The following is a 23,623-nucleotide window of genomic DNA, read 5'->3' on the forward strand; positions in this document are numbered from 1 at the left end:
CGGCCATTGAGCGTGGACGGACGAGACCTTGGATAACCGGATTGGATGGCGACCTCGACCGGCGGCTCATGGCCGCACAGAGCCCCATGCCAACGGCGGACGATCGTCTCAGGTACGGGCTTTCATGCGAGAGCATGCATCGACCCGTTACTGCCATCTGACGCCGTTTAACGCTACTGGCAGGTTTCTGGCGTTTCTCGGTCGTTCGCGTCATCGAGTAAAGCAAGGTGCGCGCTTGGTTATCTTGCTGACCATTAAAGACATTCCGGAGATTGCCGATAGATATGTTGCGACGGTAGACAAGCAGTGCCACTGCTGTGCTGCAGCCCGCTCGACCATTAATGTCCATTTTCAGGCGCATTGCGTATCGCAATTGCCAACCCTATCGAACATGCACCCCTTTCGCCAACTCGCCGTATTCGCTGCTGGTTGCTTTACCGTAGTGGGCTTGGGCAGCACGCCCTTGGCGGCGCATGCAACAGCACCCGAGTACCAACCGCACTCAGGCCAAGCCGCCCCCGCTTTCGCCGACCCGTCCAGAACGCTGGGAGATGCTTGGGCAAAGATACGCAGTGGCGACTACAAAGTTGCCGAAGCCGATCTTCGGGCATTTCTTGGTTCGCCAGACATCGATCACGCGCCGGCCCGGTCGCGGTTCGCTGCGTACGTGGGACTGTCAATTTGTCAGAACGTTAACGGCGAATCTCAGGGCGTGTATGAAAATCTGATCCGAGCCGGCGACATCGCGCCAGACCTTCGCAATTTCGAATACTGGCAGATGCTCATGGCCACGGCAGTGACGACAGGCCACAACTATGTCGCCGCCGAAGCATTGAGCGCCGCGCTGCTAGCGGCCCCCGCCAAAGCACAGGGCATTGATATCGGGCTGATCTGGACGATTATGGATGCCACCCACGAAATGAATGACGGCGGCTATCACCGTCACATGGTCCAGCGGGCACTGTGGCAGGCCGGCTATAGGCCCGACGACGACGCCCAACGCGCCGGTCTGCAGTCCTTTTGGGCTGAACTCTTCGAATACGATGTCGACCACGGCGAGTCCGCTCAAGCCCAAAGCTATCTAATGGCGATCGTCGACCCGTACCAGATCGTGCGTCTTCGTGCGGACAACCGTTACAGGCAGGCACTGCTCGGTAATTCGCGCTACGCTGACAATGACGTGTTGAATCGACGCTATATCGACTACTTGCGCCAGCAGGCGGCTGATCATCCTCGCAGAATTTCAGCGCAGCAACTGCTCGCTGAGGCGCTTCGCAACGTAGGCGCGTCGGCTGAATCACTTGCGGTGATAGACACTGCGATCGAAAAAATCAACAGCGCGCCTGCCGATCGGCCGCCCTTTGATGATCTGACCGACAATCTGCGCTGGATGCTGGACTCCCGCGCAAAGGCGTTGTCGCGGTTGGGACGGTGGAACGAGGCCTTGTCAGCAGCGGAGGCTGCGCGTGACGAAGCGAACCGGCAAAAAAAGGACGTCGCCAGCCAAACGATAAATCTGGGAGAGATGCTCTATCGACTCGGGCGACCACAAGAGGCGCTTCGTGCAGTTCAAGACGTGGACGACAAGGACGCAAGCGAGTACGGTTTGACGGAATTAGCGCAAGTGAAGGTTTGCGCCTATGCACAATCGGGCGAGAAGGCAAAAGCGCGCGCTGCCGTTGACGCGCTGCTAGTGCATCCGAGCCTCGACCCTGAGTCCGTGAGGTTGTCACTGTTGTGCATCGACGACGAAGACCGCTTGGCTCAGGTGATCCTCGGACGCCTTAAGGACCAGCTGACTCGCAACTATGAACTAGCCGCAGATCAAGCTTACGCGCCGACGCCTAACCCGACACCTTTTCTCGCGACGATGGCACGTCGGCTGGACACCGTTTTGCATCGACGCGACGTGCGCGCTGCACTTTCACGTTACGGAGTCGTCGAGCCCTATCGACTGACCTCACCTGACTCCGGCGTTTGGTGAACGCGATAGGAGGACTCGCCGGCAGCGGGGCAACAGGTCGCGTATCTCACGAACCTATCGAGCGCCTCGCATACGTCTCAGGGCGAAACTCTTCAGTCTCCAAAAGTCCGCTCTAAAGTGAGAACTGGACGTCTGAGTGGCCGACTGCATCCGCAACTGAACGACTGCTCCTGGCCGGATCGAGGCAGTGTCACCCGTGATTTGCTCGCCGTAAAACGGTCATTGAGCAAGGGTCAAGGACACCCCGGGCATGGAAACTGGGCGACGACCTTGAATGGCCGTTCATGGCCGGTTGGGTGAGGTCGCCAACGTCCGCTTCATGGCGCTCCGGTGCGCAACACGCTCATTCGGCTGACTGACCGCTTTGGAGAGGGTCGTCTGACCGGAGTGGGTCGACATACGCCGATCGTATGAGACGGTAGCCGGCCAGTTTCGGCCAGTCGTCGATACGGTCACGCGGTCATTCGAACGTCGAATCTGTACCGGCAAGCTGTCGTTCGATCCGCGGATGCATGCACTCGTCGCACGTCACTTCGGTAAGCGCTGACCTAGAATATAAGCATGGTCGCGACCCAATAAGGAGGTTGCCATGACCCAGTCTTCCCCGCCGCTCGCGTGGTTCGGCGTGCCCGCGAACGCAAAAAGCCTGGCGCTGATCGTCGACGACCCTGACCCGCCGGACCCGGCCGCGCCGAAAATGACCTGGGTACATTGGGTGCTCTACAACATCCCGCCGACGGCAACCGGGCTGCCCGATGACGGTACTGCGCAGGCTTTGCCGGGCGGCACGCTCGAAGGCACCAATGACTTCAGGCGTGCCGCTTACGGCGGCCCGTGTCCGCCCGTGGGACGCCACCGCTATTTCCACAAACTGTATGCGCTCGACACCGTACTGCCCGATTTGAAAAGCCCCGGCAAGGCCGCTCTCGAAAAGGCCATGCAGGGGCATGTACTAACGCACGCGGAACTTATCGGCACCTATCAGAAGCGATGAGCGATGGCGTCGTTTTACAAATCGAGTTTGCTGACGAAGAAAATCCGGTGGTGCCGATGCAATGCGCACGGACTGCGGGCGTGTGAGAGCAATGTGGTGTATGACGTGGATCGCTATCGGTCGCTGCAATCCGATGCGGCGTGCCCACAGGCTGAGAGGCTGGTGCGGCCCGTCACGACAGCAGCATCCGGCCAATGTGGGGCGGGTGGTAGGTGCAATTACTAGGCCGTGCACGGGGATACCGGTGTTTGCGCCGCGCATACGATGAGTGCTGCCCGAGACGCGAACGCGGGCGTTTCCTGCACTTTCCAGTACTAATGGGTTATTGTCGGCGTCGTAGACACTATCTGGTCAGCACGACCCGCAGGATTCTCGTTGGAGGAATGCCATGCCGACTTACCAGTACAGGTGCGAGAAGTGTGGTGAGATCTTCGAACATGCCGAACATCTTGCTGAACATGAAACCGCTCATCCGGCTTGTCCGAAGTGCGGGAGCGAGAAGGTTCAGCACATACCCACGCCATTTGTGCCGAAAACATCCAGAAAGAGCTGAAATCTGTCTGACCCGGCGAAGCCACAATCCGGCATCCACTGCAGCTAGATAAAACAGGCTCACTGCTATCACCGCGAGTGCGAATCCTGCAAGTTGGTCTATCAGGTCACTCAGGCCGGTCGTCGGACGCCGGAGTATCCATGCACCCGCCGCACCAACTGCAATGACGGTCATGTGCTTCGAAAATGCTCGAAGATCGCCTTGGTGGCTGTTTCGTCGCCTGCATACTTGTCGATGAAGTCGAAATGCCTTTATTGGCATGGTCGGAATCCGGTTCGACTACCGTGATCTCGGATGACGCTCGATCCAATCGGGTGAATCGTTCTCGATCCAGTCAACCGCTTCAGCTTCGCTGACGAACGGCGGAGAACCGGTATTCAGGTCTTGAATCTCTTCCTGAGAGCCGTCTGGCCACGTTACTCGCACGTAGTACCCGCTTCCGTCCGTGAGTTGCATAGGTTGGAGCGTTGGTTTTGTGATGGCATTGGACATCGCCGGACCTCTATCGCGTGGTCGATGCAGTGATCATAGCAGGCTGGGCGATCCCTATGTCCTCCGCGTATCTGATTGGACCAGTTCTGATTCACGAGAGGGCGATCACCCGAAAGCTTTACGTAAAAACCGACATAGGTGACTCGAATTATTCGAATCGCAGCGAATAGCGACAAAGTCGGATCAACCCGTCGGCCGTTTAGTTGCTACGAACGACCGTTGCCAAAGCGACGGGGAACCGACCAGCGAAACCCATCAGGGACAGCGGCGCAGCCGCAGCTAAAGTCCGAATGTACGGTTGCAATCTACCTTCCAGTCATCGCGTTCTGAAAGCCTGGCAAAACCGGGGGCGTCCATGTACGGTCACTGAATCCAGCAAACTCGGTGACGGCTCATCGACCTTAGCGGCCCCTCAACACGCTGGTGCGGACTCACCGTTTTCTGTCGTATGAACGGCCATTCAATCGCGGCGGTCGACGTCCACATCTCGGGCGCTATCGATGTACTCTTCGCCCCAACGCTTCATCGCGTCAAGTACAGGTGTAAGCGTCTGGCCAAACTCAGTCAGCGTGTATTCGACGCGTGGCGGCACTTCATTGAACACCTCGCGACGGACGATTCCGTGCGATTCAAGCTCACGGATTTGCAGCGTAAGCGAACGTTGCGTTACTGTGCCAATAAGGCGTTGCAACTCGCCAAAACGTTTTGTCCCATCCATTAAATAGTGAATGATGAGCGGCTTCCATTTGCCACCGGCAACGTCGACAGTGACCTGAACTGCACATGGGTATTTAGTCAAAAGAGACATCCGCTAAATCCAATAGGATACTGTTCTTCCCTATATATCAAACCTGTGCCTACTTGCGTACAAACTCCGTAGCATTGACATTAAGCCCCTTACGAAGATTGATGTCGATAGGGAGCAAGGTCATGAAAGCTGCATATTACGATCGTCAAGGTCCAGCCAGTGAAGTTCTCAAGTTGGGCGAGTTCGCGCTCCCAGAACCGGGACCAAACGAAGTAAGAGTCAAACTTCATGCCTCGGGTGTCAATCCATCGGATATTAAAGCTCGTACAGGATTCTCCGCCAAAATGGGTTTTCCTGCGATTATTCCTCATCAGGACGGGGCCGGTACCATTGACAAAGTGGGAGCTGGGGTGACCACACATCAGATCGGTAATCGCGTCTGGCTTTATGAGGCCCAATACGGGAAGCCACATGGTACCGCTGCGGAGTACGTTGTCGTTCCTGCGGTACAGGCCGCTGCGCTTCATGCGGGCGTGTCATTTGAAATGGGTGCGTGTCTTGGCATACCCGCCCTGACCGCGCACCGCTGCCTCTTCGCCGACGGCCCGATTACCGGCCTTAGAGTACTTATACATGGCGGAGCCGGCGCTGTAGGTTCCGCAGCGATTGCGCTTGCAAAATGGGCCGGCGCCTGGGTTGCGACTACGGTAACTAAACCAGAGCACGAAGCCAGTGCGCGTAGAGCAGGGGCAGACGTCGTCGCACTTCGAACAGATGATGCGGTAGTTGAAACACTGCGGTCGGCAAGCAGCAATCAAGGGTTCGACCGCATCGTTGAGGTGGCGCTCACAGCTAACCTGGACATCGATCTCGCGTGTTTAAGCATAGGTGGCGTGATAAGCACCTATGGTCTTGAAGATGCGAGCGAGCAACTGGCATTGCCCATTCTCAAGGCTATGGTTAAAGGAAGCGTATTCCGGTTCGTTTACATTTATACGGTGCCGAATCATGCAAAGTTGGAGGCGGTCGCTACTATTAACGCATGTCTCGCGGCAAACGCTTATGTTCCGGCCATCGGTAAGATTGTGCCATTGGAGCGCATTGCAGAGGCGCATCAGTGCCAGGAGAGTGGTGAAATCGCAGGAAAGATCGTCGTCGCGATAAACTGACACGGCTTGATGTGGAGAGCTTGCGGTCCGAGAGTCTTCGGTGGCAGCTTGTCGGGGATTTTGGTCAGTCGGGGCATAAGAGCGCTATGACCGCATCGGCTGAACCCCCTTCTGCCCATGCGACTAAGCGAACGTCCGGTGTACCTTAAAATGCTGCCCTATCTGTCGCGCTGGGTCGACCGGCAGCAGTGGGCCGGAAGTACTCGCTGGCGAACGGCCGCTTCCGGCGACTGACTCCCACGGGCCGCTTTGCGGTGATGAGTTTCAGGAGCCGACAGACGCACACCGACCCTGAGCGGACTCACAGGGTTCCCGACTGCGGCCATTCAGCCTCCCGTTTTGCCGACTGCGGGCGGCAGCAGTCGGCACGGGATCAAGCTACGCCGGGGCAACGCACTTTGTCATCGGCACGCAAGGCAATTCCAGTCCGCGCGACGTTCGGTACGTCGAAATTAAATCGCCCGACCAACCACAGTAACGATAAAACGGTGCTGCATTCAGCGTGGCATCGAGCCGCATCGAGGCAAGTCCGTGATCGCGAGCCAACGCTTCGAGTGACTGCAGCATCTTGCGTCCAATACCGCGCCCCATGTGAGACGGCCGGACGAAGATGGCGTCCACTTGCCCACTTGCGACGGTAAGCATCCCTGTGCCAACGACAAATCCTTCATCGACGGCTACGTAAAAGTCGCGTTCGACGACGCTGGCCCATTTGTCGGTCGGCGAGCCATCAACCCACGCTGACAAGGATGCTTCTGGATAATATTTAACGCACGCGGCAAGTACCGAAGCCTTGCGGATATCCCACGCGTCGAGCACATCGCCACTGCTAGCTTTTCGTATCGTCACCATGCCGCGCTCCTCGGCGCGATCTGCCAGGTCCAGGCGTCGATCAGACTCCGAAGGTCGGAAACAGATACTTTGTCGTACATGCAATCACTCCTATCTGTGCCAATACAAAACGGAGCGATTAAAAGACTCGGCCCCGTCATGACTGGCGGGGCCGTTGAGGAAATCTATGTGCGACGTATGAACGTCACGATTCCCACGACTCGCCAGAGGCGGTCATGGTGCACATCATGAAGTGGCGCGCGTCGTAGTTCATGACCCGAGGTTGCCGTTCTAGAGCGAAGCTGTCAATAGCGATGTGAAAATTGACCAATTCAGGCAGTGGCTACGAGCGGCTCAAATTGGGCCGGTGAGGGCCCTGCAGGCATATGCGGAACATGTTTCGAGTGGCGGCACGCGTCCCGGGCTTGATGCTTGATACCCAAGGCAGCGGTCGATCGGATCGCGTATTCAAGCGAAAGCGTAAAGGACCTCGAATCTCTCACACACGAGAGGCATCGTTTTATCAACCGTCCGGCCAATTCGCTTGCACTCGTCGGTAAAGAATTTCCAGTGCTCTGTTTGCCAATGCGATAGCGAGTAGTCACCTTCGCCTTCGCTAGCTGCGAAATCGGCGGTCACGGCGTCAAACGGCACGATTTCCACCTCCGTGGCGCGTCGAACGAACGTTGGCCGACCATGCCAGTCAAGCACGATCTCCATATCCCCGACCTCAGGAAGTGTCGCACCGTCGAAATCCCAAGACCAAACCAAGCTGCAAGTACCGCGCTTTACGCCAGTCAGGATGAGGGTGATCAGCGATTCTGAAAGCGCCTCTGAGTCCCCGAAACCGCCGATTCTAACGTTACCTTTCGGTAGATGGACGCCTCGCTCGGCCAACTCAGCGATTAACTCTTCTACGTTCTTGTCCATTCGACAGAGTCCAGTTTATTGCACCCGCTATATCGGGGCATCTACGCGCCGATTGTCAACCATCTACCCGGTGCTGTCGAACGTCTCAAAGTGGCCGAGGCCGTGTAAAAACGTGCAGAACGCCCGGTTGGTGAAGTCCTGTCGGGAGCACGATTGCGTTGGACCGAGACGCAAGCGGATGACGTGATCGAGCTTTGCTCAATGAACAACGTTGGCGCGCGAGTTCACGCGCCTGCCAGCTTCATTGCGCGCATCGTCTTTGCGAACCCGAGAATCCTGATGACTCGCTTGAGACACTATGACTTTCCGTGAGGCAGAGGCTGGCCCGCCGTGAGGAATCAGACGCGGGTTAGCATTTCTGCCAGAGCCGCATGGTGTGGACAGCGCCACACCTGGCGATTTCCGGCACGGAGGCCAGCATGGAAAACGATAGCACGGTGTACGTGGGACTGGATGTTCACAAGGAGTCGATCACGGTCGCCTATGCGCTCGGCGCGGGCGAGGTCGAACTGCCCGGCAAGACCGGTACGACGAAGACGGATATCGATCGCCTGTGCAAGCGTCTTCAATCGAAAGCGCGACACGTACGCGTCGTCTATGAGGCAGGGCCATGTGGCTACGGGCTTTACCGCCAACTGGTCCAGAAGGGATTCGACTGCATGGTGTGCGCACCGTCACTGATTCCAAGGAAACCCGGCGAGCGCGTCAAGACGGACCGGCGCGATGCGGTCAAGCTTGTGCGGTCCCTACGGGCTGGCGACCTGTCAGCTGTACACGTGCCGACCGTCGAGGACGAGGCATTTCGCGATCTCGCCCGTGCATGGATGACTGCCAAAGACGATCTGAGGCAGGCGCGGCAGCGGCTGAAGTCGTTTCTGCTTGCACACGATGTACGCTATAGCGGTCACGCCGACTGGGGACCTGCCCACCGACACTGGGTGAGCCAGTATGCGTTCGGCAGCGAATGGCAACAATTCGCGTTTGAGGAACTTCGGCGCACGATTGAAGATCGGCTCGCGCAATGCCAGCGTGTTGAAGGTGCCTTGCGTGAGGCAGTGACAAACTGGCGGTTCTATCCGGCAGTCCTGGGCCTGCAGGCCATGCGCGGTGTGCAGTTCACCACGGCCGTTGGAATGCTTGCCGAACTCGGAGATCTGTCGCGCTTTCAACATCCGCGTCAATTGATGGCGTGGCTCGGCGTCACCCCGTCAGAACACTCATCGGGTGACAAGCGACGGCAGGGAAGCATCACCAAGACCGGCAATAGCTATGCAAGAAAGTTGCTCGTCGAGGCTGCCTGGAGTTACCGGCACCCGGCACGCGTAAGTCCCGACATTCAGCGTCGACATGAAGGCATTCCGAAGGCGATCATCGATCGTGCCTGGGACGCGCAGGTTCGACTGTGTCGCCGATACCGGAGACTCTCCGCGCGTGGTAAGCATGCCAATACCACGGTCGTGGCCGTCGCCCGTGAACTGTCGGGTTTCATCTGGGACATCGGGCGCCTGGCGATGTCGCTCGCGTTACCCAGTAACAGACCGACAACCTGATTACACGATGGAGATCACCCCATAGATCCACGAGTTTCCTGAAGGCGGCGTAGCCCGGCTACTCGAGTAACCCGCGGCACAACCCCGCAACCGATATCACCCGGACTTGCGACTTAAGAATGCGGCAGGCTCATGAGACGGTCCACTGTAATGCGGTAACCAACCCGCGGATATCAGCATGATCCACCGTCGAGACTTACTGCTACGTCGCCCTCAGGAAATTCATTCGCGTGGAGAGCGCTGGACACCCTACATTCCGATTGACATGGAAAGTCATATCAGGTTGTATGCCAGCACATGCAAACTCATTTCGGCCGCGACATGGCCCAAACGGCGTGTCTGGAAGTGGGTCGAACCCATCCAATGCTTGAGCGTGCCGAACACATGTTCGACCGTTCGGCGTCGTATCGTCATGGCGTCGAGCTGGCGATCCAGCCTTGACTGCATTTTCTCAAGCACCGCTTCGTGCTCCCATCGTCGGATACGCCGGTAATCAGCTGGTGTGCACTGGCTTTTCATCGGGCACTTCGGGCAAGCGCTACTCCAGTAGGTACGCAGGGTCATCGGATTTTCGCGCTCGACCGAACTGAATCGGTAAATCGCCCGTTGGCCCGCTGGACACAGGTACTGGTCGTCTCTGGCGATGTAGATGAAGTCGGCCCGGTCGAATCGTCCATCAGCCTTTGCACTGGAGGTTTGCATTTTCGGCACCAGCGCCGCGATACCGGCGTCATCGCACGCCTTGATCTCCGGGGCACTGAAGCACCCACGATCGGCTAGCGCCTTGATCGTCTTCTTGCCCATGGCATCGCGGGCGGCCTTGGCCATCGGGCTCAACTGCGTCCGGTCGTTACCGATGTTCGTCACTTCATGGGCCACGATGAGGTGATGCTTCGTGTCGACAGCCACCTGAACGTTGTAGCCGACCACACCTGTGCCCTTGGCTTGCGACATCATCGAGCGTGAGTCGGGATCAGTGAGCGAGACCTGCTTTCCCGGTAAATCATTCAACAGTTCTGCGGCATTATCCAGATCGCGCATCTGTTCGCGCAGCGTTTCAATCTTTTCCCGTAGCCGTTCGGTTTTTGCTTCTACCTCGGCCGGTTGTGTGCGGTCGGCGGTCTCCAGTGCATCCAGATAGCGCTGAATGCTTTGCTCGATTTGTTCCTGACGCTTCGCAATCTTGTTGGGTGTGAAGTTGTTATCGCGGCTGTTGACTGCCTTGAACTTGCTGCCGTCGATGGCCACGACTGCTTGCGTGAAGAGTTTCAGGTCACGGCATATCACCACGAAGCGCCGGCATACATTGCGAATGCCCGGACCATTGCTGCGCCTGAACTCGGCAATCGTCTTGAAGTCTGGCGCGAGGCGACCAGTCAGCCACATCAGTTCGACATTGCGTTGACACTCCCGCTGCAGACGTCGGCTCGATTGCACGCGATTGAGATAGCCGTAGATGTAGATTTTGAGCAGCACGGCCGGATGGTAAGACGGTCGGCCTGTGATCGCGGGCGTGGCCCCGTCAAATCCCAAGGAGGTCAGTTGGAGTTCGTCTACAAATGCGTCGACTATCCGGACGGGATTGTCTTCGGCGATGAAGTCTTCGAGACATTCCGGCAGCAGCGTTGCCTGATTGCGGTTCGCACCTTCGACGAATCGACCCATCTCCGCCTCTCGCGCTAAAAGGTTGATTCAGTGTAGGTGATCGGCCGGGTTTTGACACGGCCTCGGCCGATCCCCGCCTCACCTCTGCAAACGATTAGGCCACCCGCTTCTCGCGCGGCTTCGCGTTTGCTAATGGGCCGTCACAACCGGCAATGCAAGCAAAGGCGTTTGAGAGTTCGGACTGCGATGTTAAAAGCGTACCGAATTGCTGCTTCTGCGTTGAGGCGTCTCGCCCTGTTTTTTGTCGTCCCGATGAAAAGACGAACCTCGTACAAGGAGTTCGCTCGAGACGGGCCGAGACTCTCGATCGATAGGCAGCAGTCGGAAACATAAGCGGCATACCGTTGCAGGCGCAAAAGCTGCATCGCCGCCTCACACTCCAAGGATGCTGTGCCGGAAAACGCGACGTGGGCTATCTGCATACCGATGCCCATAACAGAACTCCATCGCGAATGCGAGAACGCGGCCGGACTGTAGCCACAGGGGAAATGGTCGCGCCTCTGCACACCAACCGTTTGATCTCGATCAGCTTTCCGAAGTATCGGTTACGGGTTTTTGTCATCGTGATGTCGGACCCATTACCGACACTCGCGGACCTCAATAACGGTCGATCGTTGCGGGGCCCAGACCGGCATATGAAGTATCGCCAGAGTGCGCAAGTAAAATATGAGCATGCGCACCGTTTGCGCTCCTCGGGCGCTTAATATGGTCTCAATCATTACCGAGACGACGCGCCATGAACCGTACATACGAATATCAAGGGTATGTCTTGGATGTAAGTGTGGAACCTGCATCCGCATGGCGACCACCTGGTCCGGCGATAAAGCGGCGAGGCTATCTGGCCACGGTCAGAATTTTTCAGGCGGATACGGCGGTCGCACTTTTTTCACCGCTCAGGTTCGGCGATCTCTGCAGCCGTCCGTTCGACACCGAGGCCGACGCCCTGATGGGCGGATATAGCGCCGCGCGAAAGTTAATTGATGATCTTTCCAGCTCTCGCTCCTAATGACGCGCCCACAGAATTGCGTGATAGAGCGCTGGACGGCCTGGCCGCGAACTTAACGTTTCGATGGCAATACACCTGTACGAGCCGGGCGACAGCGCGCGATGTCACTGCCGGCGATGGGCGCAAAGCGGCTCTCTTTGTTATAGGGCATGACGTAGCGTCTGTAGCGGATTTGGGGCGCAATATAAAGCAGCCACTCGGCAAAAACCACTCATGGTTGCGTCGTGGCTGGTCCGCCACTGCCAGCGCCACCCCGCATATCCGCATCGATGTCGCACAGGCTGTCGCGATGACCGCGGCCTAGGGCGATTGTGCACGGGCGGCGACCTTGCTGATGAATCAGCGGCTCAACGGCATCGTCGCGTGCCACATCCAGCTTCTCGGACGCGCGTCCGCCTGGTGCCGGCCGCGATCGACCGCACGCAGACGGTCGAGGATGCGTGACGCGCTCCATGCGTGCAGCATCGCGGTTCGTTTCGGTAAATAGTGCGAACGGCTTCGGCAAGCGCAGGCGCAACACTACGGAGCTGCACCATGCGATGTGCTCATTGCCTCTTGATGTGCAGCCGGCGGTATGCGGCTGTCCACGCCATCAGGCCGCCATACGTGACGTACCGGATGCATAAGGAAAGCCAGTGTGGATCGCGGCCATCCAGCATGCTGGCGATCCCGAAGCGCATGGCGTTTTCTCCGACAAGACCGATGCCCCAAACCGCCGTGATGAGCCGGATCGATCCCGCGAGCGCCGGGCGGCTTGCCCACATAGCGTCGAATTCGAGTTCGCGCCTCTCGTGCTCGCGGGAGAGCGTCGAGCGTGCGAGATAGAACACGAGCGGCCGACGCAGCGCAAGCGAGCAAAGAAACAGTACGCCGATGACGCCACTCACGAGCGGCTCGCGAGCCGCTCGCAGCCATGCGACGGGTTGCGAGATGAGTAACAGCAACGAGAGCGCGATGCCGGCCAGCACTATGGCGCTCAAGGCGTCGACATGGCGAAATCGCAGGAAATCGACACCCATCCACGCGATCAACGGCAGCGCCGACGCGAGCAGCGCAACGGCCAGGCCGACATGCGGCAGCATCGCGCGGTAAGCCGCCGTCGGTAGAACGACGTTGATGACGGATGCCACGACGTAGCGATGGGAGGGAATCATGGCGATCGTCTCGAGTCGACACGCAAGCGGAACGGGTGCGACGCTCGCAGGAAGTCCGTCCAGTGATTTGGAAACTGTGGGGCCAGAGTCGTAATGCTAATGCCACTGTGTTAGCGATCTGGGTGTTGCCATCACGATGCTCATCAAGGAAACGCTAACTTTTTTCGGCGAAATTCACTGCCGACCGGGCTTATCCTGGCCGAATCCGGGAGGGAACATGCACGCTTTCCGTCAGAGATTGTGCACTCTGTAAAGTGCTGCGCGCGCGTCCTTTTACTTTCTGCGCCACATAAGCTTCCCGACCGCGCCATTGCAATTGAAAAAATGAACGAAGTCCAAGGGTGAGTTGTCACTAACTCGGCCTGCTAAACACGCAGAGGTTCGCTGTCAGGGGTTAAGCGGTCGCCCGGATGTCCGCATGCTCGGTCGGATGGATAGCACCTCATGGCCGATTGGGTGAAGTCGCCAACGGCCGCTTATGCGCAGTCCGGTTTGCAAAAACCAGATTCAGCTGACTGACCGCTTCGGAGAAGGTCATTTGACCGGGATGGGTCGGAAGTACTCGCTGGCGAACGGCCGCTTCTGGGCGACTGACTCCCACGGGCCGCTTCGCGGTGATGAGTTTCAGGAGCCGACAGACGCACACCGACCCGCATCGGCCCTTCGGGCTGGTGGAGCGTGAATGGCGGCTACCCGCAGTATTGCGGACATCCGTCGAGCTTTTCGCGCCGGCAATAGTTGGCGATGCTCAAGTGGCTGGCGACCGAAATCGAGGTGAGATCTAAGGCTGGCACAGTTGACGCGCTGATCAGCATGACGTGCGTGGCCCGCAGCGCTAAGACCGTCAAGACCGAACCAATTTGGCCATATCCCAATCTTCGTCGCCATGGTTATCGTGAAGACCGTGAGGGCGTTCGTCCCGGCAATCTCAGTAGCGATGGCTGGGCAGCCAGAGAATATGGCGGACTGTACGCGTCGACGACCTACAGGGCCCGTCACGCCCGAAGGCGGGGCCGGCCCAGGGCATGGCCTGAACGCCGACTCTCCTGCGCCCTGATTCGTTGACGTACATCAATCAGACTGGCCGGCGCGCGACTATTGTTCAGACGTTGGAACTCACATGTTTCCGATCGGCTCTGCGGGGTCATCGGCACCGTTCCGCGCCTCTCGCGGAAAGGGGGATGTATGTCACGATCAGAGCTACCTCGGCCCGCGCCCCATCGCGGAGAGTCAGACGGACGCCTGTGGCTCGCCATCGGTATGTCGCTCACCGGGCTGTCCTTTGCCCATGGGACGCTTGCGGCGGGCATCCTTCCACAAGGCGGCGCCTACGTGGCCGGCACGGGCGCGATAGCAAGCCAGGGCAACGGCCTTGTAATCACACAACCGGGTTCGACGCGGGGTGTGGTCGACTGGAACAGCTTTTCTGTCGGCAAGAGCAACAGCGTGACGTTCGACAATGGCTCGGGCGCGACGCTCAACCGGGTGACGGGCGGCTCACCGTCCGCGATCCTCGGCCGGCTCAGTGCTACGGGCAGCCTGTATGTGCTCAATCCGCAAGGCATCGTCGTGGGGTCGTCCGGCGTGGTGACAACCGGCGGACGTTTCGTCGCGTCCACGCTGGACGCCTGCAACGACGCTTTCATGCAGGGCAGCGGCTCGCTTACTCTGTCGGGCAACTCGAACGCAGCCGTGATCAATCTCGGCAGGATCAGTTCGAGCGGCGGTGATGTGTTCCTGATTGCCCGGGACGCAGTCATTAACGATGGCACCGTGTCAGCGCCCAACGGGACGGCGGAGCTGGCCGCAGGTGGGCAGGTGTTGTTAAAGGATTCGGGCAGCAGCAAGCAGGTGTTCGTGCAGACGGGCAGTCAGGGCACGGTCGTCAACAAGGGGCGGATAACCGCCGCGCAGATCAGCCTGCAGGCCGCCGATGGCAACGTGTATGCGCTCGCGGGCGGCGGCACGCGCGTCCGTGCAACTGGCACGGCCAGCCGCGACGGTCACGTCTGGCTCGTCGCCGATGGCGGCCGTGTCGAGCAGGACGGGTCGATTGCCGCGAGCAACGCGGACGGCAGCGGTGGCACCGTCGATACCCAGGCGGCGCAGCTGGCGTTCAGCAGGCACGCAGCAGTTCATGCAGGCCAGTGGAATCTCTCGACGCCTGCTTTCACGATCGATGAGGGCGCTGCGCATACATTGCAGCGCAGCCTGAATGCAGGCACGTCGGTCGATGTCACGACCACGGGTGCCAACGGCGCAACGGGCGACCTGGGCGTCGCCTCGGGCCTGCTCTGGTCCGGTCCGGCTTCGCTTACGCTGGCCGCGTACCACGGCGTGTTGGTAGCGACGGGTACGACCATCGCCAACACCGGTGCGGGCAATCTGACGTTGCGCGCCGACGCATCCGGGATCGACAACGGCGGCAGTGTCACCAACGTCGGCACACTTGACTGGTCGAAAAGCACGGGCGCAATCAGCGCTTTCTACGACGCCAACGGGACGTACAGTGCCGGCACGCAACTCTTCAATACGACGTGGACGCCAGGTCCGTACAGCGGACTGCTGACGCAAAGCACCGCCTACAAGCTCGTCAATTTGCTCGACGACCTGAAGAACGTGGCCGCCGACCTCGCCGGCAACTACGCGCTGGGCAAGGATATTAATGCAAGTGCGACGAGCGACGGGTCATATGCCCCGCTGGGCAACAGCGTTACGCCGTTCATCGGGCAATTCGACGGACAAGGCCATACGGTGAGTTCACTGACGCTGCAACCCTGGGTGCCTGCCGACCCATACGCCCCGCCTCTAGTGGGCATGTTCGGCGCCGTCGGCAGCATGGGCGTCGTGCGGAATCTGACCGTCCAGGGCAACGGCGTTGCAGGCCCGGGGCCGTTCGGAGTACCTGCTTATGGCAATATGGGCATGCTTGCCGGCACGAACAGCGGGACGATCATTCACGTGAACGCGGCCGGTAACCTTTCCACTAATGCAGGTTCCTCCGGAGTGGACTACACGTCAGCCGGCGGCCTAGTGGGAGTGAACGCCGGCACAATCTTGCGTTCTGCCAGCAGCGTCTCGTTGACCGCGGGTGGCAGCCTGGGCGGTCTCGCGGGTGCGAATAGCGGCCTCATCGCGCAGTCTTTCTCGAGTGGCCCGCTGAACTCACTCAGCTATATCAATCACGGCGCAGGAGGCCTCGTCGACTACAACTCGGGCACGATCGAACAGTCGTACTCGACCAGCACAACGCTGCTTCAAGGATACTGCCGGGGCAGCGCCGGAAATCCATGCGGCGGCGCCGGACTTGTTGTCACAAACGACGGGACCATCAGTCAGTCGTTCGCGACGGGCCGCGTCACTCAGCCGTTCTATCAGCCCATAGGAATCGCACGGACGAATAACGGCACGATTGCAGGCGACGTTTACTGGGATAAGGAATCGACGACAGCGACAGTTGGCGTCGTATATGGGACGCCGGTACCTGCATCGAATGGACTCACGACCGCACAGATGAGCACGCCTGGATCCTTTGCATCGTTTGATTTTGGCCCGACGGGCGTATGGGCGATGCCCGTGGGGGCGACGCACCCTGTGTTGCGCTGGCAGCTAGCGCACTGAACCTGACTGCGGCGCACTGACACGTTGCTTTACAGTGAAATATGGAAAAGACGTCGTGGAAATGTCCATTGTCTGGGCGGAAGCCGACGTTCGAACGTCCGCGTGAAAACATCGACGAACGTCCGTAGTTGGGCCGTCCGCTGCCCGTTGCATCAGTCGTGATACGCGAGTGCGACCAGAGCATCCCCGTGCTCGCGCGTACGACGTCAGTTCACAAAAGCGCATGCGTCTTGCAAGCCCGCGAATTGGTCCGGACAGCGCTTTCTGAAACTGTCGACACCGCAGAACAACGCCGTCACTGAAGCCGGCGCGACGGCTGGGCCCAACGTCTGTTCGAGGCCTCGAGCGACGTCCAGGGCACGGGTCGAAAGCATCACGCGCTGCATCACGTCAGCTCCCCCACCGTTCGTCTTGAGCCATAGCGTCGTTGACTCCACCAGATGTTCGACGGATAGCCACTCGCCCGTCATCTGCCGCGCGAGAAGATGAGATACAACGAGATAGGTGAGCAGTTCGGCGCGAGCGCGCAGGTCCAAGTTTAGCGGCTTGCTCATCGCAATGACATCGATGTCTGACAGTCAATACGCGACATTGTAGATGTACCAAACCAACGCCTGTTTCCATGTCACGCTGTTCGCACTGTTCGTCGTTCGCAGACGAATGAACGCCTCGTGCAAGAATATGCGTGACCCGTCGTAAGTGGCCGAACGACACACCGCAACGCCCGCGGGCGCGAAAAGCCTCAGTGCAATACCACCCGCTTGGGGGATATGCCTTGACTTCGAGCGACCGCTCTCTCTATAGGACGGGTTTGGCTCGTTGCAGTTAAGGAAGCTGATCGCCGAAGCCCAGAAGAGAGAGGCCACATCTGCGCTCGAACGGGTGCGCGAAACCGTTGCGGAGTTCGGTTTCACAGCGGAAAACATTTTTAGCAAGCGTCACAGAAACGCCGGCCTGCCGGTGGCGCCGAAGTATCGCAATCCTGAGACCGGCGAGACGTGGAGCGGGCGCGGCCGCGCACCGGCGCTGGCTCAAGGATCAGGACCTAGAACGCTTCCGCATCATTGGATGAGCGTCGTCGGCGTCTCCAGCGTTCGCGGATCGCGCCTTGCCGCGCCGCCGCTAGATCGGCGCGGTGACACTTTTATTGCGCTCTACGGATCCGGCAGGACAGAGCAATGGCTCGTGTCCGAGGAGCAAGTGAGCAGTTAGATTGCGTCGTCCTCGTGCACGAGCCGCGACATCAGTTCAATACGACAGCCCGAATCCGAACGGGTAGAGCGGATGCGCGGTGTCGTGCGGAACGTCTTCGAGTTGCGCGGTGACTTCAGCCATCGACGAAGGCAGCTCGAACGGCAGGTGCCCTTCCGGTCTCGCCTTGCCGGTCAACACGTCGAATAGCGCCGCGTCACTGACGCCGAAGTTGGCGACGATGGCCGTTACCTTGTCCTTCACGTTGGTGAGGATGGCGGGGCGATCCAGATACACCGAGACGACCGACTTCGGCGCGAGCGCGGCTTGCTTGATGGCTTCGTAGTCAGCGTTGCCATCGACGAACGCGAGGCTGCCTTCGTGCTGCATGGCACCGAACACGTAGTTGGGATGCAAGGTCTCGTATGGTGTGCTGACGCGGACAATCGCGACATCGGCGGCTTGCGGCGTCGTGACGACCGTGTAGCCATATTGCTGTGCGACGGATGCGTCGATGCCATAGAGCCATGCTTTCTTGCCGCTTGGTTGCATCGGGAGAACATTGCCCGTATTTTGCAGCAGTACGAGCGCGCGCCGCTGAGCGTCGAGTGCTTTCGCTATGAACGTCGCATTGCCGACAATCGAGGCAGCTGCATCCGCGCCGACATACGGGTGATCGAACAGACCCTGCTGGAATTTCTGCAGAAGTACGCGATACGCGGATTCGCCTAGCCGTGCCTCGGTCAACAAGCCCTGACTCACTGCCTGCACGAGGAAAGACGGATCGCTCTCACCGCCGAACTGGTCGATGCCGGCAGTCGTCGCCCTCACGAAACGCTGCAGGCGCGTGGCTGTCTCCATGCCCCAAGGCGTGCCGAAGCCGATAAATGACGGAGCGCCAGACGACACGCCGTTGATGCAGTTCGAATCGCAGTCCGATGCGATGCCCCAGTCGGAAACGATCACGCCCTGAAAGCCGTATTTGCCGCGCAGAAGATCGGTGAGCAAGGGTTTATCGAAGGCACCGCCCACTTGTTCGAGCGCGATGCCGTCGATCGTGACTGGACCGTCCGGCTCCGAATACGTCGGCATGACGGAGCCGACATGAGCCGCGAATGCACCTTCGAATGGCTTCAGGTGATAGGCGAAGTTGTTGCCCGGATACGTCGCAAACCGGCCATAGTAGTTGTGGCTGTCGTAGCCGTCTTTTTGCGCGCCGTAACCCGCCCAATGCTTGACGACGGCAATCACGCTTTGACTGTTGATGCCGTTCGTGCCACCCTGGAAGCCCTCGATATAGGCCTGCACCTGCGACTTCGCGAGGTCAGCATCTTCGCCGAAGGTGCCGTTGATGCGCGCCCATCGCGGCTCAGTGGCAAGGTCTGCCTGCGGCGATAGCGCTTCCGTAATGCCGACCGCACGGTACTCCTGCCTGACGATGTCGCCGAACGTGCGCGTCAGCGTTGCGTCGCCGACCGCCGCAAAGCCGAGCGTCTCGGGCCATTGCGAAAAGCCGCCGCCGCTCGCGCTCGCTCCCACTACGTACTGAAAGTGACTGCGCGGATCTGAACTGATCGACACTGGAATCGCGAGCCGCGACTTCTCGGCCAGTGCCTGGATCTCGTTGTACTGCAAGGCCATGGTGTGCGCATCGGTACTCATCCGCGTGATGTACGTATTGATGCCCAGATTGCCGATCTGCGTCTGCAATGCGGCGAGGTCGTAGGCTGTCCCCGTGCCGGCACCCGTCGTGTCATTGAGGACCGGAGCGGTGCCATGCACCATCAAGCCGGCTTTTTCCGCCACGGACAGCCGGTTCGTGAGGTCGCGCGCGCGCGTCTCAGCGGATAATCGCCAATCTTCGTACGGATCGAGTTGGCCGTTGCGGTTCATGTCCTTGAATTGAAGACCATTCACCGTGAGCAGCGGCAGCGTGGTATGTCCGAGATCGCGCTGCGTGACCGTCGAATCAACGTGACTCCCTCCGCAAGCATAAAGGCCGATCATGAGCGCAGTGCCGGTAGTGGTCGTGACCGAAAGCCGACGAATCAAAGGCGACGTGCGATGCATTTATTTCCTCCTCCAGAAAGATTTGCCGAAGCATTCTGTTTGTTGTCGGTAGGCTGCCGTAATGATCGTAACGGGCAGAGTCCTCACCGGTTTGATCGGTGGGTGCAGCGTTTAACCCTGCGTGGCGCGACGGATGATGCAGTGCGTCATGTCATGGCAAGACCCTATAGCGCCTGGCTGACGCGGCAACGCATGATGGACGGATTGCGACTCTTTCCTGTGACCGATGCGGCCGATGTCAGCGCAACCATTACAGAGCGTCGATAGGCGCAGGCGAACCGTATCGAACCGTCTGGCCGCCGATGCGCGCGCTGCGGCAGAAGCCGCCGGGATCGGCCCGGAAGTATTCACCGCGCGCACCGGCATCAGCGCGCAGCATCTGATCGATGTGAGTGGTCGCATTGACGGCATTCGACACGAGCGGCTAATCACTCTTCTTCACTCGCTGTCGCCGTCGATCGAGTGGCTGGCTGAACGGCCATGCGGGCTCTATCCACATTTCTCCGTGCTCGGCAATGTGTGCTTTAACTCGAGAACATTGCGTGAGGCAATGAGTGCTTTCGCGCGATTCAGACCGCTGATTGGCGAATTCGACTTTCTCTTCTATAGCGAAACGCCCGATTGGGTGCAGTTCGAATATGTCGCCGAATTCGTGCCGCATAATTGCGGACAGGCGCTCGCCAATTTCCAGGTACTCGTCTCGCTGATTCGAGCGTATGACACGAAGGAGTCCACTGTCTTTCACGTCACGCTGACAGGCAAGGCACCGCGCAATGCGTGGCTGCTGGCCGAGTATTTCGGTGCGGCAGTTCAGTATGGAGCGAGCGCCAATTGCATCCGCTTTGCAGCTCCGACACTCGATGAGCCGTTCGCGCAGCACAATGCGACACTCGCACCGCATCTGCTGGAGCAGGCAGAAGATGAGTTGCAGCGGGTGCGACGTGGCCATCTTTTTTCGGCAAGCGTCGAACAACTGATCACCGAAATCGTTTCGCAGCCCGACGACGAGATGCCAAGCCAATCGTCATTGCTCACGAAAGTATGCGAGCGGCTCGACACGTCGCGCTGGACATTGCATCGTCAGTTGCGAGTCGAGGGTCTGCATTTCAGTGAACTCGAGGCTCGCGTCAAACTGGCGCAAGCATGCCGTCTGCTTGGCGAAACGCGCCGCAGTCTCTCCGAAATCAGCGACATGCTCGGGTTCTCGTCGCAAAGCGCGTTCACGCGATTTTTTCGCAGTCGTCGCGACATGGCGCCTCAAGCGTTTCGGCAGCATATGCTACAACGCAAGCCGGACTAGTCGGGGGACCGTTGTTCTTAGCACGAGCGAATCCGCGACCGCCGCAAGCTCCTGTCCATCACCGAACCGGGTGGCACCCTTTACCTGAGCTGGCGCGTCACCGAGGGGACGACCGGCGGGACGAACACGGACGGATATATGCTGCGTTAGATCCTTCCCTGGTTCTGCAAGCCTTGTCTGACGCCGCTATTGTTCTCAATGAGCAAGTTGTGAGTCCTTCGTCCGGTAAGGCAGTTCGTCGCATTATTGCCAGAAAGGCATAGACGCTCTTGCCGAGCATCGGATCGGCAATCGGTGCTGGCGCAGGTGTAATCGAGCAGCGCCTTCCTATTCTGCATGCCGGTGGTGTCAAAGATTGGGCAGCAGGGTCGCGGAAGATCCAAGGCTGGCACGCCGCGCTTTCTGGCGTGGCCGCAGCGATTGGCTGGGCTGCTCTGCCGCTCGTGTCCGCCAACCCGGCATTGTCGATCGTCGCGTTGATCGTGACCGCAGCCGGAACATCAAGCGTGGCGGAGCTATTGGCATTCGCAGCCGGGAATAAGTTACCCGCTACACCGGTTAACCGATGCAGAGCACGTCAAAACGAACTCAAACCGGGTTCGGTCGATACGCTCTTACATCCAGGAGCACTGCCATGAAACGCACGTATGCAGACCGCGCAGTATCGCGCTCATTCATCATGATGGTGGCGAGCACCGCGTTGATGATCACATCGACATGGGCGCACGCACAAGCATCGCCCTCGCCAGGCTCGCATGAACTTACGCGTGCTGAAGTGATGCATGAACTCGAAGAACTCGAAGCCGCCGGATATAACCCGTCTGTCGGCGACGACCCCAACTATCCGGCTGACATTCAGGAAGCAGAACGAAAAGTTGCCGCGATGCATGCGGCCCAGCAGAACGCGTCGGTCGACGGCCAACCGGCAATGCAGTCAATGCCGGCAATGCCGATGCAGTGAGAAGAACTGTCGCCGATCTAACCCACGCTACGAGAGAACCTATGCGCCAACCTTGTAAGGCCGCGTCATCAACTCGAGAAAGTGACCATCGAGGTCGTCGAAATAAAGTCCGCGGCCACCGTTGTGCATGTACGTTTCTCCAGCGCGCCGTTTGCCGGGATCGGCCCAGTATTCGATCCCTCGCTCGCGTATACGCGCGAACGCCCGCTCGAATTCTTCTTCGCTGATTAGAAATGCGTAGTGCTGCATGGCGATTGGATCATCGCTTTCATAGAAATCAAGCGACACGTCATTAGCCATTTGCACGACCAGCATTTCCCCAAACGGGATCGGAGCGGGAAGGCCGAGAATGTCCCCCAGAAACTGTGCCGACGCCTGCTTGTCCCGGCACCAGACAATAGTATGGTTTAGCTGCACGCTCATGCTGCGCCTCCATCCGGTAGGTACGCCTTGAATCAATATAGTCGAAGCCTCATTAACCAACCGCTCCGTCCTGCAAGTCGTGAGCGATGAAGTCGACAAACGCACGAATGCGGTTCGACATCTGATGCCGCTGCGAGTACACGGCGAAGATATCCGCGTTCGGCGTCTCGTGATCGGGCAGCACCACAACAAGTGAGCCGTCGGCCAGATACTGTTTGATGTCCCACTCCGCACGCAGCAGAATGCCATGCCCCTCGAGCGCCCACTTCACCGCGATCTCGCCGTCGTTGGTGGTCAGCGTGCCTTTGATCCGCACCGCTTCCGTCTTGCGCGACGCACCCTTGCCCGACGTCAGTCGCCACACGCCATACGCTTCGTCGCCCTGGCGAATGCCGATACAGTTGTGCCGCGTCAGATCGTGTGGCGTCATCGGCAGGCCGTGCGAGGCGATATACGAAGGCGCCGCGCACAGCAGGCGCCGGTTCCCTGCAAGGCGGCGCGCGACCACCCGCGTATCGGGCGGCTCGCCAAAGCGGATACAGACGTCGAATGTATCGTCTGTGAGCGGCGGCGGCGTGACCGACAGCTGAAGCTGAACCGACACCTGCGGATACTTCGCGACAAAACGCGAGATAGCAGGCGCCACGTGGCTGCGCCCGAACCCGAGCGTCGCATTGACGCGCAGCAGCCCTTTCGGACTCTTCTTCGCCGAACCGAGCAACTCCGCGAGTTCGTCGATCTCGTCGAGAATCCTGCGCGCATGCTGCAAATACAACTCGCCTTCAGGCGTAAGCATCATCCGGCGAGTAGTGCGATTGACGAGCGCCACGCCGGCGCGGCTCTCCATCTGCGTGAGCCGCTTGCTCACGGCCGCCGCGGTCAGCCCCAGCTCACGTGCCGCGGCGCTCAGGCTGCCGGACGCGGCGAGCGTAGAGAAAAAGCTCAAATCGGCCGGCTGGACGGTGTCGCGCATCAGCGTCA

At 59.2% G+C, this 23,623-nt stretch carries 19 protein-coding genes; 10 read left to right on the forward strand and 9 right to left on the reverse strand.

Annotation, left to right across the window (positions count from 1 at the left end):
* The first annotated feature begins 124 nt into the window (after window positions 1-124).
* The 3 genes from OH764_RS28920 to OH764_RS28930 all read left to right on the forward strand — a co-directional run bounded on the left by OH764_RS28920 (window position 125) and on the right by OH764_RS28930 (window position 3,531).
* The gene (locus OH764_RS28920) at window positions 125-1,984 is read left to right on the forward strand and encodes a tetratricopeptide repeat protein (RefSeq protein ID WP_498849500.1); all 1,860 of its coding nucleotides are present in this window, start codon (window positions 125-127) and stop codon (window positions 1,982-1,984) included.
* Between the two features lie 589 nt (window positions 1,985-2,573).
* Window positions 2,574-2,978 (forward strand): YbhB/YbcL family Raf kinase inhibitor-like protein, encoded by a 405-nt coding sequence (locus tag OH764_RS28925; RefSeq protein WP_498849501.1) that lies wholly within the window; start codon window positions 2,574-2,576, stop codon window positions 2,976-2,978.
* A gap of 388 nt (window positions 2,979-3,366) precedes the next feature.
* Window positions 3,367-3,531 carry an FmdB family zinc ribbon protein gene (locus OH764_RS28930; protein WP_408122694.1) on the forward strand — a complete coding sequence of 55 codons (165 nt, stop codon included), beginning with the start codon at window positions 3,367-3,369 and terminating at the stop codon, window positions 3,529-3,531.
* 952 nt (window positions 3,532-4,483) lie between these two features.
* Here OH764_RS28930 and OH764_RS28935 read toward each other — a convergent pair.
* Window positions 4,484-4,831, reverse strand: coding sequence for a winged helix-turn-helix transcriptional regulator (locus tag OH764_RS28935; RefSeq protein WP_498849502.1), 348 nt, complete (start codon window positions 4,829-4,831; stop codon window positions 4,484-4,486).
* Window positions 4,832-4,953: 122 nt separating this feature from the next.
* On the opposite strand from OH764_RS28935, the gene OH764_RS28940 reads away from it, so the two are divergent.
* On the forward strand, window positions 4,954-5,940 hold the full coding sequence (locus tag OH764_RS28940) for an NADPH:quinone reductase (RefSeq protein ID WP_498849503.1): 987 nt from the start codon (window positions 4,954-4,956) through the stop codon (window positions 5,938-5,940).
* Between the two features lie 378 nt (window positions 5,941-6,318).
* On the opposite strand, the gene OH764_RS28945 is transcribed toward OH764_RS28940, so the two are convergent.
* Together OH764_RS28945 and OH764_RS28950 are read right to left on the reverse strand one after the other, a co-directional pair.
* The gene (locus OH764_RS28945; protein WP_498849504.1) at window positions 6,319-6,792 is read right to left on the reverse strand and encodes a GNAT family N-acetyltransferase; all 474 of its coding nucleotides are present in this window, start codon (window positions 6,790-6,792) and stop codon (window positions 6,319-6,321) included.
* A 447-nt stretch (window positions 6,793-7,239) separates the two neighbouring features.
* Window positions 7,240-7,701 carry an ASCH domain-containing protein gene (locus OH764_RS28950; RefSeq protein WP_498849505.1) on the reverse strand — a complete coding sequence of 154 codons (462 nt, stop codon included), beginning with the start codon at window positions 7,699-7,701 and terminating at the stop codon, window positions 7,240-7,242.
* Between the two features lie 419 nt (window positions 7,702-8,120).
* Here OH764_RS28950 and OH764_RS28955 point away from each other — a divergent pair, with 419 nt between their 5' ends.
* Window positions 8,121-9,251, forward strand: coding sequence for an IS110 family RNA-guided transposase (locus OH764_RS28955; protein ID WP_498848679.1), 1,131 nt, complete (start codon window positions 8,121-8,123; stop codon window positions 9,249-9,251).
* 273 nt (window positions 9,252-9,524) lie between these two features.
* On the opposite strand, the gene OH764_RS28960 is transcribed toward OH764_RS28955, so the two are convergent.
* Window positions 9,525-10,916, reverse strand: a complete 1,392-nt coding sequence (locus OH764_RS28960) for an IS1182 family transposase (RefSeq protein WP_498849506.1) — start codon at window positions 10,914-10,916, stop codon at window positions 9,525-9,527.
* 736 nt (window positions 10,917-11,652) lie between these two features.
* Between OH764_RS28960 and OH764_RS28965 the strand changes: the two genes are divergently transcribed.
* Window positions 11,653-11,922 (forward strand): hypothetical protein, encoded by a 270-nt coding sequence (locus tag OH764_RS28965; RefSeq protein WP_498849507.1) that lies wholly within the window; start codon window positions 11,653-11,655, stop codon window positions 11,920-11,922.
* A gap of 545 nt (window positions 11,923-12,467) precedes the next feature.
* Here OH764_RS28965 and OH764_RS28970 read toward each other — a convergent pair.
* Window positions 12,468-13,076, reverse strand: a complete 609-nt coding sequence (locus OH764_RS28970) for a DUF3159 domain-containing protein (RefSeq protein WP_498849508.1) — start codon at window positions 13,074-13,076, stop codon at window positions 12,468-12,470.
* A gap of 1,185 nt (window positions 13,077-14,261) precedes the next feature.
* On the opposite strand from OH764_RS28970, the gene OH764_RS28975 reads away from it, so the two are divergent.
* A complete protein-coding gene (locus tag OH764_RS28975) occupies window positions 14,262-16,697 on the forward strand; it encodes a two-partner secretion domain-containing protein (RefSeq protein ID WP_498849509.1) in 2,436 nt (811 codons plus the stop codon).
* 206 nt (window positions 16,698-16,903) lie between these two features.
* Here OH764_RS28975 and OH764_RS28980 read toward each other — a convergent pair whose 3' ends face one another.
* Window positions 16,904-17,251 (reverse strand): hypothetical protein, encoded by a 348-nt coding sequence (locus tag OH764_RS28980; protein WP_498849510.1) that lies wholly within the window; start codon window positions 17,249-17,251, stop codon window positions 16,904-16,906.
* A gap of 406 nt (window positions 17,252-17,657) precedes the next feature.
* Between OH764_RS28980 and OH764_RS28985 the strand changes: the two genes are divergently transcribed.
* Window positions 17,658-17,909 (forward strand): H-NS histone family protein, encoded by a 252-nt coding sequence (locus tag OH764_RS28985; protein ID WP_498851321.1) that lies wholly within the window; start codon window positions 17,658-17,660, stop codon window positions 17,907-17,909.
* A 36-nt stretch (window positions 17,910-17,945) separates the two neighbouring features.
* Here OH764_RS28985 and OH764_RS28990 read toward each other — a convergent pair whose 3' ends face one another.
* Entirely contained in the window at window positions 17,946-19,958 is a 2,013-nt protein-coding gene (locus tag OH764_RS28990; RefSeq protein WP_498849511.1) for a glycoside hydrolase family 3 protein, read from the reverse strand.
* Between the two features lie 235 nt (window positions 19,959-20,193).
* Here OH764_RS28990 and OH764_RS28995 point away from each other — a divergent pair, with 235 nt between their 5' ends.
* Together OH764_RS28995 and OH764_RS29000 are read left to right on the forward strand one after the other, a co-directional pair.
* On the forward strand, window positions 20,194-21,258 hold the full coding sequence (locus tag OH764_RS28995) for a helix-turn-helix transcriptional regulator (RefSeq protein ID WP_498849512.1): 1,065 nt from the start codon (window positions 20,194-20,196) through the stop codon (window positions 21,256-21,258).
* A 634-nt stretch (window positions 21,259-21,892) separates the two neighbouring features.
* Window positions 21,893-22,219 (forward strand): DUF4148 domain-containing protein, encoded by a 327-nt coding sequence (locus tag OH764_RS29000; RefSeq protein ID WP_498849513.1) that lies wholly within the window; start codon window positions 21,893-21,895, stop codon window positions 22,217-22,219.
* Window positions 22,220-22,258: 39 nt separating this feature from the next.
* On the opposite strand, the gene OH764_RS29005 is transcribed toward OH764_RS29000, so the two are convergent.
* Together OH764_RS29005 and OH764_RS29010 are read right to left on the reverse strand one after the other, a co-directional pair.
* The gene (locus OH764_RS29005; RefSeq protein WP_498849514.1) at window positions 22,259-22,642 is read right to left on the reverse strand and encodes a VOC family protein; all 384 of its coding nucleotides are present in this window, start codon (window positions 22,640-22,642) and stop codon (window positions 22,259-22,261) included.
* Window positions 22,643-22,694: 52 nt separating this feature from the next.
* Window positions 22,695-23,615, reverse strand: a complete 921-nt coding sequence (locus OH764_RS29010) for a LysR family transcriptional regulator (protein WP_027804395.1) — start codon at window positions 23,613-23,615, stop codon at window positions 22,695-22,697.
* Window positions 23,616-23,623: the final 8 nt, after the last annotated feature.

Source organism: Burkholderia sp. M6-3 (assembly GCF_050858985.1).
GTDB classification, from domain to species: domain Bacteria; phylum Pseudomonadota; class Gammaproteobacteria; order Burkholderiales; family Burkholderiaceae; genus Paraburkholderia; species Paraburkholderia caledonica.

Coding starts and splice junctions, on each gene's coding strand:
- OH764_RS28920 (WP_498849500.1), top strand. CDS start 125: ATGCGAGAGCATGCATCGACCCGTTACTGCCATCTGACGCCGTTTAAC.
- OH764_RS28925 (WP_498849501.1), top strand. CDS start 2,574: ATGACCCAGTCTTCCCCGCCGCTCGCGTGGTTCGGCGTGCCCGCGAAC.
- OH764_RS28930 (WP_408122694.1), top strand. CDS start 3,367: ATGCCGACTTACCAGTACAGGTGCGAGAAGTGTGGTGAGATCTTCGAA.
- OH764_RS28935 (WP_498849502.1), bottom strand. CDS start 4,831: ATGTCTCTTTTGACTAAATACCCATGTGCAGTTCAGGTCACTGTCGAC.
- OH764_RS28940 (WP_498849503.1), top strand. CDS start 4,954: ATGAAAGCTGCATATTACGATCGTCAAGGTCCAGCCAGTGAAGTTCTC.
- OH764_RS28945 (WP_498849504.1), bottom strand. CDS start 6,792: ATGGTGACGATACGAAAAGCTAGCAGTGGCGATGTGCTCGACGCGTGG.
- OH764_RS28950 (WP_498849505.1), bottom strand. CDS start 7,701: ATGGACAAGAACGTAGAAGAGTTAATCGCTGAGTTGGCCGAGCGAGGC.
- OH764_RS28955 (WP_498848679.1), top strand. CDS start 8,121: ATGGAAAACGATAGCACGGTGTACGTGGGACTGGATGTTCACAAGGAG.
- OH764_RS28960 (WP_498849506.1), bottom strand. CDS start 10,916: ATGGGTCGATTCGTCGAAGGTGCGAACCGCAATCAGGCAACGCTGCTG.
- OH764_RS28965 (WP_498849507.1), top strand. CDS start 11,653: ATGAACCGTACATACGAATATCAAGGGTATGTCTTGGATGTAAGTGTG.
- OH764_RS28970 (WP_498849508.1), bottom strand. CDS start 13,076: ATGATTCCCTCCCATCGCTACGTCGTGGCATCCGTCATCAACGTCGTT.
- OH764_RS28975 (WP_498849509.1), top strand. CDS start 14,262: ATGTCACGATCAGAGCTACCTCGGCCCGCGCCCCATCGCGGAGAGTCA.
- OH764_RS28980 (WP_498849510.1), bottom strand. CDS start 17,251: ATGAGCAAGCCGCTAAACTTGGACCTGCGCGCTCGCGCCGAACTGCTC.
- OH764_RS28990 (WP_498849511.1), bottom strand. CDS start 19,958: ATGCATCGCACGTCGCCTTTGATTCGTCGGCTTTCGGTCACGACCACT.
- OH764_RS28995 (WP_498849512.1), top strand. CDS start 20,194: ATGTCAGCGCAACCATTACAGAGCGTCGATAGGCGCAGGCGAACCGTA.
- OH764_RS29000 (WP_498849513.1), top strand. CDS start 21,893: ATGAAACGCACGTATGCAGACCGCGCAGTATCGCGCTCATTCATCATG.
- OH764_RS29005 (WP_498849514.1), bottom strand. CDS start 22,642: ATGAGCGTGCAGCTAAACCATACTATTGTCTGGTGCCGGGACAAGCAG.
- OH764_RS29010 (WP_027804395.1), bottom strand. CDS start 23,615: ATGCGCGACACCGTCCAGCCGGCCGATTTGAGCTTTTTCTCTACGCTC.